The sequence below is a fragment of the Longispora fulva genome (assembly GCF_015751905.1).
Classification (GTDB): Bacteria; Actinomycetota; Actinomycetes; order Mycobacteriales; family Micromonosporaceae; genus Longispora; species Longispora fulva.
Map to the genome: position 1 here is coordinate 5,272,270 of NZ_JADOUF010000001.1, position 16,888 is coordinate 5,289,157.

The 16,888-nt window shown below is 72.8% G+C and carries 15 protein-coding genes; 12 read left to right on the forward strand and 3 right to left on the reverse strand.

Annotation, left to right across the window (positions count from 1 at the left end; all coding sequences use genetic code 11):
• Positions 1-49: 49 nt before the first annotated feature.
• The 3 genes from IW245_RS23660 to IW245_RS23670 all read left to right on the forward strand — a co-directional run bounded on the left by IW245_RS23660 (position 50) and on the right by IW245_RS23670 (position 2,550).
• Positions 50-1,330 carry a sensor histidine kinase gene (locus IW245_RS23660; protein ID WP_197005362.1) on the forward strand — a complete coding sequence of 427 codons (1,281 nt, stop codon included), beginning with the start codon at positions 50-52 and terminating at the stop codon, positions 1,328-1,330.
• A complete protein-coding gene (locus IW245_RS23665) occupies positions 1,327-2,085 on the forward strand; it encodes a response regulator (RefSeq protein WP_197005363.1) in 759 nt (252 codons plus the stop codon). The genes IW245_RS23660 and IW245_RS23665 overlap by 4 nt, the downstream gene beginning before the upstream one ends.
• A gap of 84 nt (positions 2,086-2,169) precedes the next feature.
• Positions 2,170-2,550, forward strand: a complete 381-nt coding sequence (locus IW245_RS23670) for an MmcQ/YjbR family DNA-binding protein (protein WP_233473148.1) — start codon at positions 2,170-2,172, stop codon at positions 2,548-2,550.
• Here IW245_RS23670 and IW245_RS23675 read toward each other — a convergent pair.
• On the reverse strand, positions 2,547-3,140 hold the full coding sequence (locus IW245_RS23675; RefSeq protein ID WP_197005364.1) for a pentapeptide repeat-containing protein: 594 nt from the start codon (positions 3,138-3,140) through the stop codon (positions 2,547-2,549). The genes IW245_RS23670 and IW245_RS23675 overlap by 4 nt on opposite strands.
• 58 nt (positions 3,141-3,198) lie before the next feature.
• On the opposite strand from IW245_RS23675, the gene IW245_RS23680 reads away from it, so the two are divergent.
• The gene (locus IW245_RS23680) at positions 3,199-4,311 is read left to right on the forward strand and encodes an MBL fold metallo-hydrolase (RefSeq protein ID WP_197005365.1); all 1,113 of its coding nucleotides are present in this window, start codon (positions 3,199-3,201) and stop codon (positions 4,309-4,311) included.
• Between the two features lie 64 nt (positions 4,312-4,375).
• On the opposite strand, the gene IW245_RS23685 is transcribed toward IW245_RS23680, so the two are convergent.
• A complete protein-coding gene (locus IW245_RS23685; RefSeq protein WP_197005366.1) occupies positions 4,376-5,260 on the reverse strand; it encodes an aminoglycoside phosphotransferase family protein in 885 nt (294 codons plus the stop codon).
• Positions 5,261-5,430: 170 nt separating this feature from the next.
• Here IW245_RS23685 and IW245_RS23690 point away from each other — a divergent pair, with 170 nt between their 5' ends.
• On the forward strand, positions 5,431-6,747 hold the full coding sequence (locus tag IW245_RS23690; RefSeq protein ID WP_197005367.1) for an APC family permease: 1,317 nt from the start codon (positions 5,431-5,433) through the stop codon (positions 6,745-6,747).
• Here the strand turns inward: IW245_RS23690 and IW245_RS23695 are convergent.
• Positions 6,688-7,488, reverse strand: a complete 801-nt coding sequence (locus tag IW245_RS23695) for a PP2C family protein-serine/threonine phosphatase (protein ID WP_197005368.1) — start codon at positions 7,486-7,488, stop codon at positions 6,688-6,690. The genes IW245_RS23690 and IW245_RS23695 overlap by 60 nt on opposite strands.
• 64 nt (positions 7,489-7,552) lie before the next feature.
• On the opposite strand from IW245_RS23695, the gene IW245_RS23700 reads away from it, so the two are divergent.
• The 7 genes from IW245_RS23700 (at position 7,553) to IW245_RS23730 (ending at position 16,860) form a co-directional block, all read left to right on the forward strand.
• On the forward strand, positions 7,553-8,866 hold the full coding sequence (locus IW245_RS23700; RefSeq protein WP_197005369.1) for an AAA family ATPase: 1,314 nt from the start codon (positions 7,553-7,555) through the stop codon (positions 8,864-8,866).
• Positions 8,867-9,026: 160 nt separating this feature from the next.
• Positions 9,027-11,204, forward strand: a complete 2,178-nt coding sequence (locus IW245_RS23705) for an MMPL family transporter (RefSeq protein ID WP_197005370.1) — start codon at positions 9,027-9,029, stop codon at positions 11,202-11,204.
• A gap of 104 nt (positions 11,205-11,308) precedes the next feature.
• Positions 11,309-11,515: an RNA-binding S4 domain-containing protein gene (locus tag IW245_RS23710; RefSeq protein ID WP_197005371.1), complete on the forward strand. Its 207-nt coding sequence runs from the start codon at positions 11,309-11,311 to the stop codon at positions 11,513-11,515.
• A gap of 104 nt (positions 11,516-11,619) precedes the next feature.
• On the forward strand, positions 11,620-14,532 hold the full coding sequence (locus IW245_RS23715; RefSeq protein ID WP_197005372.1) for an Hsp70 family protein: 2,913 nt from the start codon (positions 11,620-11,622) through the stop codon (positions 14,530-14,532).
• Between the two features lie 17 nt (positions 14,533-14,549).
• Positions 14,550-15,137 carry a HutD/Ves family protein gene (locus IW245_RS23720; RefSeq protein WP_197005373.1) on the forward strand — a complete coding sequence of 196 codons (588 nt, stop codon included), beginning with the start codon at positions 14,550-14,552 and terminating at the stop codon, positions 15,135-15,137.
• A gap of 4 nt (positions 15,138-15,141) precedes the next feature.
• On the forward strand, positions 15,142-15,873 hold the full coding sequence (locus IW245_RS23725) for a lysophospholipid acyltransferase family protein (RefSeq protein ID WP_197005374.1): 732 nt from the start codon (positions 15,142-15,144) through the stop codon (positions 15,871-15,873).
• A gap of 42 nt (positions 15,874-15,915) precedes the next feature.
• The gene (locus IW245_RS23730) at positions 15,916-16,860 is read left to right on the forward strand and encodes an acyl-ACP desaturase (protein ID WP_197005375.1); all 945 of its coding nucleotides are present in this window, start codon (positions 15,916-15,918) and stop codon (positions 16,858-16,860) included.
• Positions 16,861-16,888: the final 28 nt, after the last annotated feature.

Genomic DNA, 16,888 nt, shown 5'->3' on the forward strand with positions numbered 1-16,888 from the left:
GCGACCCCGAGGGGACGACACCGCTTGTCCCGTCAACTATGTTGCGTCAATGTGGCCGATACTGCCCCGGGCCAGGCAGCTGGTCGCGGCGAATCCGCTCGCGGTGGACGTGGTGTACACGGGGCTGGTCACCGCGGTCAGCCTGCCGTTGAGCCACGAACACGTGCCCGGATCGTGGGGCGACACCGACGGGCTCGGTGACGTCCTGGTCATCGCGATGAACCTGCCGTTGGTGGCGCGGCGGCGGGCACCGGGAACGGTGGTGGCCGCGTGCCTGGGGCTGTGGACGGTCTACATCACCCTGAACTACTGGCCGGTGGTGGGCACGTACCCCGCCCTGTTCGCGCTGTACACCCTGGCGGCGCTGCGACCGCCCCGGACCGCGGCCCCGTGGATGGCCGCCGCCACCGCGATCTGGATCTACGCCGGACTGCACACCCCGGAGAGCTCGATGGTGGCCGTCGTCGCGCAGGGCGTCATCGTGCCGGCCCTGGTCTGGCGGTTCGGCCACACCGCCCGGCAGACGACGCTGCGCAACCACCAGCTCGCAGACCTGGCCGAGCGGCTGCGGCTCGAACAGGAGGACCGGGCCAGCCGCGCCGTCGTCGACGAGCGGGTCCGGATCGCCAGGGAACTGCACGACGTGGTCGCGCACCACATCTCCGTCATCTCCGTGCACTCCGGCCTCGCCCGGTACGTGTTCGACTCCGACCCCGACACCGCCCGCCGCGCGCTGGGCACGATCCGCGACACCAGCGCCGAGGTGCTCGACGAGATGCGCCGACTCCTCGCCCTGCTGCGGATCGGCCCGGACGCCCGCCCGTACGACCCGGCCCCCGGCGTCGCCCGGCTCGACGAACTCGCCCGGCGGCTCACCGAGGCCGGCCTGCCCGTCGAGGTCGTCGTCACCGGCGAACCACGCGCACTGGCCCCGGGCGTCGACCAGTGCGTGTACCGGATCGTGCAGGAGTCCCTAACCAACGCGCTGCGGCACGCGATGCCCACCACGGCGACCGTCGCGCTGACCTACGAGCCCGAACTGCTCGCCGTCGCCGTCACCGACGACGGCCCGGCCGGGTCGACCCCCGACGCGGCCCGTCCCGGACCTGGCTCCCCGGCGCCAGCCGCAACCGGGTCGAACGCGGCGTCGCCGGGCGCGACCCGGCCGGGCGCGGCGCGGTCAGGGGTGGCCGCGGCGCCCGGCGTGGGCCACGGACTCGTCGGCATGCGCGAACGCGCCGTCCTGTACGGCGGCACCCTCACGGCCGGCCCGCGCGAGGAGGGCGGCTTCGCCGTCACGCTGGCCCTCCCCCTGCCGAGGCTCGGATGACGCCAGGCGGTGACCACCGGGCATCCCGTGCGGCGGAAGGCTCGGGGCCCGGCGACAACCAGGCGTCTCCCGCGCACACGGCACCCGACAGCGCCCGGCCGATCCGGGTCCTCGTCGTCGACGACCAGCCCCTGATCCGCGCCGGCCTCGCCTCGCTGATCCGCGCCGCCCCGGACCTGGACGTCGTCGCCGAGGCCGCCGACGGCGAGCAGGCGGTGACCCTGGCCGCGGCGACCCGCCCCGACGTGGTCCTGATGGACATCCGGATGCCCGGGATGAGCGGCGTCACCGCCACGGCGCGGATCCTCGCGGCCCCGGCCCGGCCCAGCCCCAGGGTCCTGATCCTGACGACCCTCGACGTCGACGAGTACGTCTACGCCGCGCTCCAGGCCGGTGCCTGCGGTTTCCTGCTCAAGGACACCCCGCCGGAGCGCCTGATCGCGGCGATCGCCACCGTCTCCGCCGGGGACGTGCTGCTCGCCCCGGCCGTGACCCGACGGCTGATCGAGACGTTCGCGCCCCGGTCGGCACCCGCCGTGGCGATCCCCGGGTTGACGGCGCGGGAGGGCGAGGTGCTGCGGCTCGTGGCCCGGGGACTGTCCAACGGGGACATCGCCGCCGAACTCGTGCTCAGCGAGGCGACGGTGAAGACCCACGTGAGCCGGGTGATGACCAAGCTGGGGCTGGGCAGCCGGGCCCAGGTGGTGGTGTTCGCCTACGAGAACCGGCTGGTCACGCCCCGAAAACCGGGCTAGCGGGTCGGCGGCGGACGACGGCCCGCGCCGGGCGGGCGTCTGGCACCGGGAAGGCGCTGCGGGCCGCGCGGCACAATGATGGGCGTGCCTGTCACCGCCGAGGACGTCCGCAGCATCGCCCTGTCCCTGCCGCGCACCACCGAGCACCTGGTCCGCGACCGGATCAAGTTCCGGATCCGCAGCATCGTGTACGCGTCCCTGTCCGCCGACGAGACGCTGCTGGGCTTCGGGTACCCGAAGGAGGAGCGCGCGGCCCTCGTCGCCGCCGAGCCCGACAAGTTCCTGATGCCCGTCCCGTCCGACGAGCGCTACAACTGGGTGCGGGTCCGGCTCGCGGCGATCGACCGCGCGGAGCTGCGCGAGCTGGTCGTGGACGCGTGGCGGATGTGCGTGCCGAAGAAGGTCGCGCTGGAGTACCTCACCCGCCTGGACGTGCGGCACGCCGAAGACACCGACGCGGACTAGGCGATCGTGAACCCCAGCGCCTGGGCCACCACCACGGCCTGCTCGGCGTTGATCAACGCCCCGTCCGTGGCCGTCACGGTCGGGTCCAGCGCGCTCAGGTCGCTCCCCCGCAGATCGGCCCGCGAGAACCGCGCACCGTGCAGCTGGGCCGCCGACAGGTCCACCCCGGCGAACACGGCGTCCTCGCAGTGCGCGCCGGTCAGGTCGACCTCGCGCATGCGTACCCCCTGGAAGGTCGCGCCGCGCAGGTCGGCGCCCGCCAGCGCGACGAAGGACCAGTCGCCGCCCGTGACCCGGATCGGCCGCAGCTCGCACTGCGCGAACTGGCTCCCGGTCAGCTTGCACCCGGTGAACTCGGCCTCGAAGAAGTTGCACCGGGTGAACCCGCAGCGCAGGAATGCCGCGTCGTCGTGCCGCGAGGCGTTGAACCGGACGTTGCCGAAGGTGCACTCCTCGAACACTGTGCCCCTGGTCGACGCCTCGGTCAGGTCGAGATGCCCGAACTCGCACCGCAGGTAGTGCCGCTCGGTGAACTCCTCGGCGTACCAGTCGAGGTTTCTGAACGTCTGGTCCTCGATCAACTCCGTCACGCGCCCACGCTACCCCTGCCCCTCGGGAACAATGGGGGTGACGACCCCGGGAGGCCACATGTCCGAGTCCACCACAGTGCCGGCGACCCGGCTGGAACCCGCCTCGCGGTGGGCCGGCTTCCTGGGCTCCGTGGGCCGGGCCGTGCGCCCGGCGTCCTTCGGGGCCGACCCGACCGGCGAGCGCCTCGAACGGGTCCTGCGCTCGCCCAACTTCCGCGACGGTTCGTTCCGCAACTCCGAGCCGGCCCGGATGATCGTGCAGAAGGGCATGGTCCGGGAGTACTTCCTGGGGGCCGGCCGCCGCCAGCGCTACCCCGGCACCCCGATCCAGGTGTACGCCGACACCGCCGCCGACCTCGCCACCCCCTCCGACACCGGCCTGCGGACCACCTGGATGGGCCACGCCACGGTGTTCGTCGAGATCGACGGCCACCGGGTGCTGTTCGACCCGGTCTGGGGGAAGCGCTGCTCGCCGTTCACGTTCGCCGGACCCGGCCGGTTCCACCCGGTGCCGGTGGCCCTCGACGCGCTCGACCCGGACGTGGTGGTCATCTCGCACGACCACTACGACCACCTCGACATGCCGTCGATCCGCGCGCTGGTGTCCTCCCGCGCGGTGTTCGCCGTGCCGCTCGGCGTCGGCGCGCACCTGGAGTACTGGGGCGTGCCCGCCGGCCGCATCGTCGAGCTGGACTGGGACGAGTCCGCCGAGGTCGCCGGCCTGGGGCTCACCGCGACCCCGGCCCGGCACTTCTGCGGCCGGGGCATCCGCAACGGCACCCACACCCTGTGGGCGTCGTGGGCGGTCGCCGGGCCCGAGCACCGGGTGTTCCACAGCGGCGACACGGGATACTTCGCCGGATTCGCCACGATCGGCGCCCAGCACGGGCCGTTCGACCTGACCATGATCCAGATTGGCGCGTACAGCGAGTTCTGGCCGGACATCCACATGACCCCGGAGGAGGGCGTCCAGGCCCACGCCGACCTGGCCGGGGCCGCGCTGCTGCCGATCCACTGGGGCACGTTCAACCTGGCCCTGCACCCGTGGAACGAGCCGGCCGACCGCACCCTGGCCTCCGCCCGGCAGGCGGGCGCCCGGGTGGCGATCCCCCGCCCGGGCCAGCCGTTCGAGCCGACCCTGGCAGCGCCGACCGCCGCCTGGTGGCGCTAGAAAGAACATCGGACGGTTACGGCGACACCTGCCCCGGGTTCCATCGGCGACCCGTGGCCGGCCGTCAGCCCAGGTCTTCGAGGACCGCCGCGACCTTGCGCAGCCCCTCCTCGACGAACGCCGGGACGGTGTCCCAGTAGTACGGCAGCCCGAGGAGCGCCGTCGACAGAGCCCAGCCCCGCCCGCGCCGCCAGGTGTCGTCGTCGTAACCGGACTCCGCGCGGAACACCTCGCGGGCCGGGGCGTCGAACAGGTTCCACGCCGGCATCAGGTCCACGGCCGGATCGCCCAGGCCGAGCCCGCCGAAGTCGATCACCGCGGACAGTCGACGCCGGTCCACCAGCAGGTTGCCGGCCTGCAGGTCCCCGTGGACCCACACCGGCGGCCCGGCCCACGGTGCGGCGGCGAGCGCGTCCTCCCAGGCCGAGGTCACCCGCGCGCCGTCGACCCGGTCGCCCAGTTCGGCGATCGCCGCCCGGGTGATCTCGTCGCGGGCGGCGAGCGGCACACCCCGGGTGGCGCCGGTCTTCACCGGGCCGCCGGTGGTGTCCACGCCGTGCAGCGCGCGGACGAATGCCGCCAGGTCCGCCGCCGCCGGGCCGGGGTCGACGTTGTCGGCCGTCGGGTTCTCCCCGGACAGCCACGGGACCACCGACCACCGCCACGGGTACCCCTCGCCGGGCCCGCCGAGCGCGACCGGCAGCGGCACGGGCAACGGCAGGTGCGGGGCGAGCACCGGCAACCACCGGCTGTCGCTGTCGGCCTGGTCGAGGGCCCAGTCGATCCGGGGCATCCGGGCGAGCAGGTCACCGCCGATCCGGTACAGCATGTGATCGGTGCCGACCGGCGGCAACGCGGTGACCGGCAGATCGGCCCACTGCGGGAACTGGTGCGCGACGAGGCGGCGGACCTGCTCAGCGTCGGTTCTGATCTCGTTCTCGTGCATCATCGGCACGGAGCCTAGCCGCGCCCCGCAGGGCGGAGCGATCGGATTTCACCCCGGACCGGTCAGGCCGAACTGTCCGCGCCGCCCCCGCCGCCGCGACCGGCCCTGAGGTCAGCGGTGACGGCGTCGAGCAGGGCGCGCGGCCGGGCGGTGGTCGTGGATAGAGTTTCGCCATGGCGCTGGTCCGAAGGCTCGGTACGACCGACGCCGTCCTCGTCGGCCTCGGCGCGATGCTCGGCGCCGGGGTGTTCTCGGCGCTGGCCCCGGCCGCCCGGGCCGCCGGGGGCTGGCTGCTGGCCGGGCTGGCGGTCGCGGCCGTGGTCGCCGGGTGCAACGCGATGTCCTCGGCCCGGCTCGCGGCGCTGTACCCGGAGTCCGGCGGCACCTACGTCTACGGCCGCCGCCGGCTCGGCCCGTTCTGGGGCTACCTGGCCGGCTGGGCGTTCGTGGTGGGCAAGACGGCCTCGTGCGCGGCGATGGCGCTGACATTCGCCTCGTACGCGTTCCCGGGCTGGGAGCGGCCGGCGGCCGTGGGCGCGGTCGCGGCGCTGACCGCGCTGAACTGGCGGGGTGTGCACAAGTCCGCGCTGGCCACCCGGGTGATCGTCGCGGTGGTGCTGGCCGTGCTCGCCGCGGTGGTGGTCGCCGGCCTGTCCGGGCCGGCGGGCCTGGAGCTGGCCCCGGCCGGCCCGTTGCGGGTGTCCGGCGTGCTCCAGGCGGCCGGGCTGCTGTTCTTCGCGTTCGCCGGCTACGCCCGGATCGCCACCCTGGGCGAGGAGGTGCGCGATCCCGCGACCACCATCCCGCGTGCGATCGGGATCGCCCTGGTCACGACCCTTGTCGTGTACGCGGCCGTCGCCGCCACCGCCCTGTCCGTCCTCGGCCCCGACCGCCTGGGGGCGAGCGCCGTGCCGCTGGCCGACACCGTGACCGCGGCCGGGGCCGGCTGGCTGGTGCCCGTGGTCCGGGTCGGGGCGGCCGTGGCGGCGTTGGGCTCCCTGCTGGCGCTGATCCTGGGGGTGTCGCGGACGTCGTTCGCGATGGCCCGGGACCGTTACCTGCCCGGTTTCCTGACCGCCGTGCACCCCAGGTTCCACGTGCCGCACCGGGCGGAGGTGGCCGTCGGCGTGCTCGTGGCGGTGCTGGCCGCGACCGTCGACCTGCGGGGCGCGATCGGGTTCTCCTCGTTCGGCGTCCTGCTGTACTACGCCATCGCCAACGCGTCGGCGCTCACCCTGCGCCGGCACGAACCCGGCGGGGCCGAACCGGCCAGGGGCCGCGCCGCCGGCATCAGGTCGGTCGCGGGTCGGGTCGTCGGGGTCGTCGGGCTGGTCGGGTGCCTCGTGCTGGTGGCCACCCTGCCCCGGGCCAGCGTGTTCGCCGGCCTCGTCGTCCTCGCGGTCGGAGCGGCGCTGTACCTCGTCACCCGGTCACGGGCGCAACAGCCACCACACGAACGCGCCGAGGCCGACCAGCCCGGCGGCCAGTAGCGCCCGCAGTCGGCGGCGCGGCCGGCCCACCACGTCGGCGACGACCACGCTCACGTTGTCCGGCCCGCCGCCCTCCAGGGCCAGCTGGATCAGCCGGGCCGCGCACCGGTCCGGGTCCGGCTCGGTGCGCAGCGTCATCGCGATGTCCGCTGTGGACACCGCGTCGGACAGCCCGTCGCTGCACAGCAGATAACGGTCGCCGGGTACCGCGCGCCGCCGGGTTACCGTCGCGTCGAACGGCTCGCCCTGCAGCACCCGGGTGACGACCGACTTGTGCGGGTGCGTACTCACCTCGTCGGGGCTGATCCGGCCCTGGTCGACCAGCAACTGCACATACGTGTCATCCCTGGTCAACTGCGCGAACTCCCCGGCGTGCAGCACATATGCCCGCGAGTCCCCGGCGTGCGCCAGGATCAGCCGGTTGCCCGACAGCAGCAGCGTCGTCAGGGTGGTCGCCATCCCCGACAGCGCCGGGTCGGCGGCCACCGCCTCCCGGATCCGCCGGTTCGCCGTGTCGTACGCCGTCCGCAGCGCCGTCACCGGGTCGCGCGGCTCGGGCGTGTCCAGGGGCCGCAGCGCCCCGATCGCCAGGTCGCTGGCCACCTCGCCGGCCGCCTCGCCTCCGACCCCGTCGGCGATGGCCACGAGCTGCGCGCCCGAGTAAAGGCTGTCCTCGTTGATCGGCCGCCGGAGTCCGAGGTGGCTCGCGGCCCCGCGACGCAGCGTGAGGGATGTACTCATGATGCGATGATGCCCGGGCCGGCAGACTGGTGTCTGTACGCACTAGTACGTAGAGGGGGTCGGGGTGACGGCGTTGCCGATGGCCGGGCGGGGCGAGGAGCTCGCCGCGATCCTCGGCGCCTGGAAACAGGTCGGCGACCAGTCACAGATCGTGGTGCTCACCGGCGAGGCCGGGGTCGGCAAGAGCCGGCTCGTCGCGGAGGCCCTGGCCGCGCTGCGCCCACGGCCGACGAGAGTTCTGGCTGGTCAGGCCCGCAGTCACGCCCCGTCCCCGTACGACTGGACGGCGTCGGCGCTCAGCGGCCACCCGGTCGAGGACCTGCCCGGGCCGGCCGACGCGCTGGCGTGGCTCACCCAGCGCCCCGACGCGCGGCGCGAGTTCAGCCCCGGGATGCTGCTGCGGGTGGCCGTGGACGTCACCCGGGCGGTCCTCGGCGACGGGCCGGGCGTGCTCGTCGTGGAGGACCTGCACGACCTGGACCCGGCGAGCCTGGCCCTGGTCGCCGAACTCGCGGCCACCCCGCTGCCAGCCCTGGTCATCGTCACCAGCCGGGCCCCCGACGCGCTCGCCGGCCGGGTGCTGGCCCGGCTCGGCGGCACCCCGCGCACCGTGCGCCGGCACCTGGGCCCGCTGTCCCCGGACGAGGTCGCCGACGTGCTCGAGTCGGCGTTCGGTACCCGGGCGGGCGCGGCGGCCGTCCACGAGCGGACCGGCGGCAACGCCTTCTGGCTCACCGAACTGGTCGCGGCCTTCCGCACCGCCGGCCCGGAGGCGTTGGTGGACGCGCCGCTGCCCGCGCACCTGGCCTCCCTGGTCACCGACCGGCTGGTCGGCGAGGCCCCGGAGACGATCCGGTTCGCCCACGCCGCAGCCCTCCTCGGCGGTGCCGCGGCCCTGGCGCTGGCTGCCGGCCAGACCGGCCAGGCGGCGGAATCGGCGGGATCGGCCGCCCTGACGCCCGGCAGCGCCCGCACGGGTGACCCGGCCACGTCGGCCGACGCCCCGGCCGGCGGGACGGTCGACACCGACGCGGCCGTGCACCGGCTGGTCAGCCTCGGGATCCTGGTGCTGGGAGCCGACGGGGCGCCGGGGTTCCGGTACCCACTGACGCGCGAAGCGATCGCCGACAGCGTGCTGCCGGCGGAGCGGGCGGCGCTCCTGGCCCGCGCCGGGGGTCCCGAGCCGCACCTGACCGGCCGCGAACGCGAGGTGCTCAGCTGCGTGGCGGCCGGCATGACCAACCAGCAGGCCGCCACCTCGCTGGGCATCTCGATCCGGACCGTCACCGTGCACGTGTCCAACCTGCTCCGCAAGACCGGCTCGGCCTCGCGCACCGAGGCGGCGCTGTGGGCCGTCCGCAACGGCTACACGGAGTAGCCGACGAGGTGCCTCCCCCTCGCGGAGGAGCCCGCGCCCGGCTCCCCTAGGGGGGTTAACCCCCCAGTCGAATCGGGGGGTCTCCGGATGGTTCCAGAGTGGCCCGTCGACCAGGCTTATGCCCGTGGAAACCCGGACTCACTCTGGAAGGAACGTCGCGATGTCGAAGAGCCCATGGACGGTACGGGTGGCGCGGTTCAGCGCCACCCACCCGTGGCGCGTCATCGGACTCTGGGTGGTATTCGTCGCCCTGTGCTTCACGGTCGGCCAGTTCGCCGGCACCAACCAGCTGAGCAACTCCGACCAGAGCATCGGCGAGGCCAGCAGGGCCGAGAAAATCATCAAAGACGGTCATTTCGACAACCCCGCCGTCGAGAACATCCTCATCACCCCACTGTCGGGTGACCTGGACAAGGGGCTCGCCGACCAGGCTGCCGCCTCGGCCACGACCCGGCTCCGCGCCCTGGACGGCGTGGCCGAGGTGGGCGACCCGGTGCCAGCCCCCAACGGCAAGGCGATGATCGTGCGGGTGACGCTCAAGGGCGAGCACCAGGGCGCGAGCGACCGGATCCAGCCCCTGCTGGACGCGACGGCGGCGACCCAGAAGGAGTACCCGGGGATCAGGGTCGAGGAGGTCGGCGGCGCGTCGATCGGCAAGGCCCTCGACGCGACGCTCGGCAAGGACTTCCAGAAGGCCGAGCTGTTCAGCATCCCGGTGACCCTGATCATCCTGCTGCTCGCGTTCGGCGCGCTGATCGCGGCCGGCATCCCGCTGATCCTGGCCCTGACGTCCGTCGCCGCGGCGATCGGCCTCTCGGCGGCGGCTTCGCATCTGGTACCGGCCGTCGACGCCGTCGGCAGCGTCATCCTCCTGATCGGCATGGCGGTGGGTGTCGACTACTCCCTGTTCTACCTGCGCAGGGAGCGCGAGGAGCGGGCCAAGGGCGCCACGCACATCGACGCCATCGAGTTGGCGGCCAAGACGTCCGGCCACGCGGTCGTGGTGTCCGGCATCGCCGTCATCGTGTCCATGGCGGGGCTGTTCCTGGCCCAGGACGGCGTGTTCTCCTCCTTCGCCGTCGGTTCGATCCTTGTGGTGGCGATCGCGGTCACCGGTTCGCTGACCGTGCTGCCGGCCGTGCTCGGCAAGCTGGGCCGCTGGGTCGACCGGCCCCGGGTCCCGCTGCTGTGGCGGCTCACGGCCCGCAAGGGTGGCCAACCGAGGTTCTGGCCGCTGGTGCTGCGCCCGGCGCTCAAGTACCCGCTGGTCACGTTCGTGCTGGCCGCCGTGGCGCTGCTCGCGCTGGCCGCACCGGCGCTGAACATGACCCTGAAGCTCCCCGGCGACGAGGACCTGCCCCGCAACACCCCGGTCATGCAGGCCTACGACCGGATGACGGCCGCGTTCCCGAGCACCGGCACGAGCCACGAGGTGGCGATCCGGGGCGAGGGCCCGGCCGTGACGAAGGCGATCGCCGACCTGGTGGCCCGGACCAAGGGCGACCCGCTGTTCGCCCAGGACGGCCTGGAGAAGCCGATGGTGTCGGCCGACGGGAAGATCACCGTCCTGTCGATCTCCACCCCGCACGCCAGCGGCAGCGAGGAGGCGCACCGGTCGCTGGAGAAGCTCCGCAAGGAGATCGTGCCGGCCACGCTGGGCACGCTGTCCGGCGTCGACTACGGGGTGACCGGTTCGGTCGCCGGTGACGTCGACTACGCCGAGCACGTCAAGGAGAAGCTGCCGCTCGTCATCGGCTTCGTGCTGCTGCTGACCTTCATCATGATGACAGTGGTGTTCCGCTCGGTCGTGGTGGCCTTCACCGCCATCGTGCTGAACATGCTGTCGGTCGGGGCCGCGTACGGGCTGCTGGTGCTCGTCTTCCAGCACGACTGGGCGGAGAAGCTGCTGGACTTCCGCTCCAACCACGCGGTGGTGTCCTGGCTGCCGCTGTTCCTGTTCGTGATCCTGTTCGGACTGTCGATGGACTACCACGTGTTCGTGGTCAGCCGGATCCGGGAGGCCGTGCTGCGCGGCGTGCCGAACCGGCAGGCGGTCGCCGAGGGCATCACCGGCTCGGCCGGCGTGGTGACCAGCGCGGCGGCGGTCATGGTCGCGGTGTTCGCGATCTTCGCCACGCTCAGCACGGTCGACATGAAGCAGCTCGGGGTCGGGCTGGCCGCCGCGATCCTGATCGACGCGACGATCATCCGGGCCGTGGTGCTCCCCAGCCTGATGACGCTGCTCGGCAATGCCAACTGGTGGGCGCCGAAGTTCCTCCGCGGGAAGTCGGCCCCGCCGGCCCCCGCCCCGGAGCGGGAGCTGCACCCGGTCGGCTAGCGAGGGCGGCAGGCCCGGGCGCTCGGCCCGGGCGGCACGCGGCGGCGGTGACCCGAGGGGGGTCACCGCCGCCGCGTCGTTCCAGGTTGCGGGATGATGACCTCATGATTGACGTGGAGATCCGGGATGACATGGTCCGACTCGGCCAGTTCCTCAAACTCGCCGGGGTACTGGACACCGGCGGCGAGATCAAGTCCCTGATCGCCTCCGGGGACGTGGACGTGAACGACGAGGTGGAGACCCGACGGGGCCGCCAGTTGCACCGTGGCGACGTCGTCGCGCTGGGTAGCCACCGGTGGCGGGTGGCGTGATCACGCTCTGACCAGCCGCGACAGCCAGCTTGGATACGTTGGCACAGCACGTTTTCCGGAGGTGAGTACGATCCACCTTTCGGGTCTCGCAAGGGGAGTTGAGCGTGCGGCTGGCAGTCGACCTCGGCACGTCGCACACGGTCGCCGTCGTGCGCCGCGACGGCCAACCGGTCCGGGCACTCCTGTTCGACGGTTCCCCCATGCTGCCGTCCGGGGTGTTCATCGACCCGGCTGGTGAGCTACTCACCGGCAAGGACGCCGAGCGGCTGGCCCGGGGCGCGCCGGACCGGTTCGAGCCGCACCCGAAACGGGGCGTCGACGAGGGCTACGCGCTGCTCGGCCAGACCGAGGTGGCCGTCCCCGACCTGCTGGCGGCGATCCTGCGCCGGGTGTCCGTCGAGGCCCGGCACGCCGGGGTCGACCCGGCCGGCGGCCTGATCCTGACCTGCCCGGCCGACTGGGGCACTCCGCGCCGGGACGTGTTGCGCGAGGCCGCCCGCCGGGCCGGCATGCACGACGTCCGCCTCGTCGAGGAGCCGGTCGCCGCCGCCACGTACTGCCTGGACGTCCTCGGCCAGCAGATCTCCGTCGGCCAGGTCCTCGCCGTGTTCGACTTCGGCGGCGGCACCCTGGACGTGACCGTCGTCCGCCGCGACCCGGTGGGCCTGTCCGTCCTGGCCACCGGCGGCCTCGACGACCTCGGCGGCCTCGACGTGGACGCGGCCCTCGTCGGGCACGTTGGCCAGGTCCTGGCCATGCACGACCCGGACGCGTGGCGGCGGCTGGCCGCGCCGGACACGACGGCCGAGCAGCGCGACCGGCGGGCGTTCTGGGCGGAGGTCCGCTCCGCCAAGGAGATGCTGTCGCGGGCGTCGAGCGCCCCGGTGCAGGTCCCCGGCCGCGAGGAGGCCCTGCACCTGACCCGCGAGGAGCTCAACCGGGTCGCTGGCCCCCTGATCGACCGGGCCGTGGACGAGACCCGCCGGGTGCTGCAACGCGCCGGGGTCGGAGCCGACGTGCTCGCCGGGATCTTCCTGGTCGGCGGTTCGAGCCGGATCCCGCTCGTGGCCAGCCGGCTGCACGCCCGGTTCGGGGTCGCGCCGATGGTGCCGGAGCAGCCGGAGTTGCCGGTGGCGCACGGCGGCCTGTTGTGCGCGGACGCCACGGACGCCCAGATGTCGGCCACCCCGATGTCGGCCCCGCCGGTGTCGGGCGTGCCGATCTCCGGGCCGCCCGTCTCGGGGGTCCCGGTCTCCGGCCAACCGACCTCGGGCCAGCCCTACCCGGGCGCGTTCGGCCAGCCCGGCACTGCGGGCGCGTTCGGCCAGCCCGGCCAGCCCGGCACCGGCCAGCCGACCGGCCCCAACGCCATCGGCCAGGTGGGCTACCCGGCCTACCCGCCGGCTCCCGGCTACGCCGGCCAGCCCCCGCAGGCCACCATGCCCCCGGGCTACCCGCAGACCGGTTCCGTCCCCGCTCCCCCGCCGGGCACCGGCTCGGCCACCCCGCCGCAGGGCTACGCGGCCCACACCGCCCCCCGCACGGGCGGCCAGCCCTTCCCCCCGCCCGGCTACGGCGTCAAGCCCGAACCCGTCACCCTCGTGCCCCCGAGGCGGCGCAAGGGCATGTGGAAGACGCCGTTCCGCTTCCTGCTCCCGATCGGCATGGCGATCGTGATCGCGGCGGCCGCCGGCTTCGGCCCCGCCAAGAACCTGCTCAAGAGCATCGGCGAGAAGGCCAGCACGGTCACCGACAACCTCGGCTCCAACGTCGGCGGCCTGAACACGTCGGGCAAGCTGGAGCAGACCCAGAACGTGCCCCTGCCGAACACCGGCGCGGCGGCGGTCGCGGTCTCCGGCGACGTGGCGTACTTCGGCTCGGTGAAGGCCGGCGGCACGGACATCGTCGCGCTGCCGGTCAAGGGCGGTGCCGAGGTGTGGCACCAGACGGTGACCGTGGCCGAGTCCGACATCAAGATGACCGTCGTCAGCGGGGTGCTGCTGATCGGCGGCCGGGACACCCGGGCGGCGGTGAACGCCGCGGACGGCAAGATCCTGTGGAACAGCAAGCCGTGGAAGGCGCGCCGGGACCTGGCGTACATCGGCACGGACGCCATCGTCGAGGGGCGCGACGGGTTCAAGCCGGCGGTGTTCCGGGTCGACCTGAAGACCGGGGCCGACAAGTGGACCCGGCTCCAGCCGGGCGGTGACCTGCTGATCAACGACATGCGGCTCGCGTACGTGCACCGGACCTGGGGCGCCGGGGCCGAGGGGGTCACCGCCGCCCCCGACGAGTTCCCCGAGTCGCTGGGCGCGCAGCCCGAGGTCGTCATGCTGGACGACGACAGCGGCAAGGGCTTCGTGATCGACGCGAACGGCAAGGACAAGGTCGCCAAGTCCGTGCCGCTGGACAAGTCGAAGTGGGCCGTGTTCGGCGGGCTGGTCGTCGGGATCCAGAAGGACCAGCCGACGCTGGCCGCGTACAAGATGACGGATCTTTCCAAGGCCTGGGAGATCCCCTACCCGCCGGGGACGTCCTTCGGCGACGTGAGCGCCTGCGGCCCGACCCTGGTGTGCATCGCCACCCAGTCCTCCGGGCAGTCGGGCATGTCGATCTCCGCCCTGAAGGTGGCCGACGGGACGAAGGCCTGGACCCACAACTGGACGTCCGGCAGCGTGTCGAACCTGGGCTGTCTGGTGCTCAGCTCGAAGCTGCTGTGCGGTTCGAAGTCGTTCGGCTACCTCAACGACGCCGTGGTGCTCGACCCCGACCACGGCGAGAAGGAGGGCCGCGCGGTCGGCAAGACCGTGACGATCCGCGCGATCGCCGGCCAGCGCTACGTCCAGCAGGGCTACGAGATGACCGGCTGGGCCGTGAGCGTCGGCGACCTGACCACCGACAAGGTGACGAAGTCGCTGTCCATCGGCAAGGAACAGCTGTCCACGGTCGCGATCTCCGGCGACACGGTGGTCATGGTCGACGGGGAGCGGCACGTGCGCGTCATGCGGATCTCCTGACCCGGCACACTCGGGGGATGGAGATCCTGCGCGCCGGCGACCGTGTCCCCACCCCGTGGCTGAACGGGGGTGGCGTCACCCGGGCGGTCGCCGCCGGCCCGCCCGGTGCGGGGCTGACCGACTTCGACTGGCGGGTCAGCCTGGCCGACGTCGCGGCCAGCGGCCCGTTCTCGACGTTCGCCGGGATCGACCGGATCATCACCGTGGTGGCCGGGGCCGGGATGACCCTCACGGTCGACGGCGTTCCCACCACGGTCACCGACGGGTCCGGCCCCTTCGCCTTCCCCGGCGACGTCTTGACCGACTGCGTGCTCGTGGCCGGCCCGATCGTCGACTTCAACGTGATGACCCGCCGGGGCCGGGTGTCCGCCCGGGTGGACCTGGTCTCCGCCGCTGCGGCGCTGGCCGGCCCGACGGTGCTGGTCGTGGTCCTGACCGGCCGGGCGGAGCTGTCCGTGGCCGACCCCGCCGGCCTTGACCCCACCCGCAGAACTCTCGACCGGTACGACGCCGCCCTGCTCACCGACGAAACCGGCACCCTGGCCGTCGATGGACTGGCCGCGGTGGTCCATCTCGATCCCACCCAGCCGGGCGGGCTACGGTAACGCCATGTCGGACTACGTGTACCCACCGGTCATCGCCGCAGCCAAGCTCATGTTCCGCCTGCTGGACATGAAGATCACGGTCATCGGCGCGGAGAACGTGCCCCGCGAGGGCGGTGCGGTGCTGGCCAGCAACCACGTCAGCTACCTGGACTTCATCTTCGCCGGCCTCGGCGCCCAGGAGTCCCGCCGACTGGTGCGGTTCATGGCGAAACAGGAGATCTTCGAGCATTCCATCGGCGGGCCGCTGATGCGGGGCATGCACCACATTCCGGTCGATCGGGACTTCGGGATCGGTTCGTACAAGGCCGCGCTCTCGGCGTTGAAAGCCGGCGAGGTGGTGGGAATCTTCCCCGAGGCGACCATCAGCCAGAGCTTCACCGTGAAGGACATGAAGAGCGGAGCGGCCCGGTTGGCGGCGGGCGCGGGAGTACCGTTGATCCCGGTGGCCCTGTGGGGCACCCAGCGGCTGTGGACGAAGGGCCGGCCGCGCACGTTGACCAGGCGGCACACCCCGATCACGATCATCGTCGGTGAGCCGTGGCGCATCGAACGGCGAGCTGACCAGAATGAGACGAACGCGGAGCTCAGAGCACGGATGTCGGCCCTTCTCGACCGCGCACAACGCGAATATCCGGATTCGCCCGCCGGCCCCGAGGATTCATGGTGGCTTCCCGCACACTTGGGCGGCTCAGCCCCCACCCCCACTACCGATCCGAGCGAACCTACGATACCGTAACCTACGCTACCGTAGGTCCCTGACAAGCACGTGGAGGCCACTGTGACCGCCGAGTCCCCCTCGTCCACGGTCCTGTTACGCGAACTGGAGCCGGTCGTTGAGGCCAACCTCAACCGACACATGGCGACAGCCAAGGAGTGGTTTCCGCACGAGTACGTGCCGTGGAGTCAGGGCACCGACTTCGACGGCGTTCTTGGCGGCAAGGCGTGGGACGTCGAGCAGTCCCCGCTCTCCGACATCGCCAGGACGTCACTGATCGTCAACCTCCTCACCGAGGACAACCTGCCCAGCTACCACCACGAGATCGCGACCCTGTTCGGCCGCGACGGCGCGTGGGGCACCTGGGTGCACCGGTGGACGGCCGAGGAGGGCCGGCACGGCATGGCCATCCGGGACTACCTGCTCGCCACGCGCGCGGTGGACCCGATCGCCCTGGAGCGGGCGCGGATGGTGCACATGTCCACCCCGTTCGTGAACACCTACAACGAGACGGCGATCCACTCGATCGCCTACGTCTCGTTCCAGGAGCTCGCGACGCGGGTGGCGCACCGCAACACGGGCAAGATCAGCGGTGACCCGATCTGCGACCAGCTCCTGGCCAAGATCGCCACCGACGAGAACCTGCACATGGTGTTCTACCGCAACCTGCTCAACGCGACGTTCGACCTCGCACCCGACGTGGCGATGCGCGCCGTGTACGACGTGGTCAGCACCTTCCAGATGCCCGGCAACGGGATCGAGAACTTCGGCCGCAAGTCGGTGCAGATCGCGATGGCCGGCATCTACGACCTGCGGATCCACCACGACGAGGTGGTGATCCCGGTGCTGCGCAACATCCGGGCGTTCGAGCGCGACGGCCTGGCCGGCGACGGCGAGAAGGCACGCGAGCAGCTCGCCGACTTCATGACCACGCTCGACGGCCAGGCGCGCCGGTTCACCGAGAAGCGCGACGCGCTCAACGCGAAGCGGGCGGCCCGCGCGGCCTGACCTGTTCCACCGCGGCCCGTCACAGTTC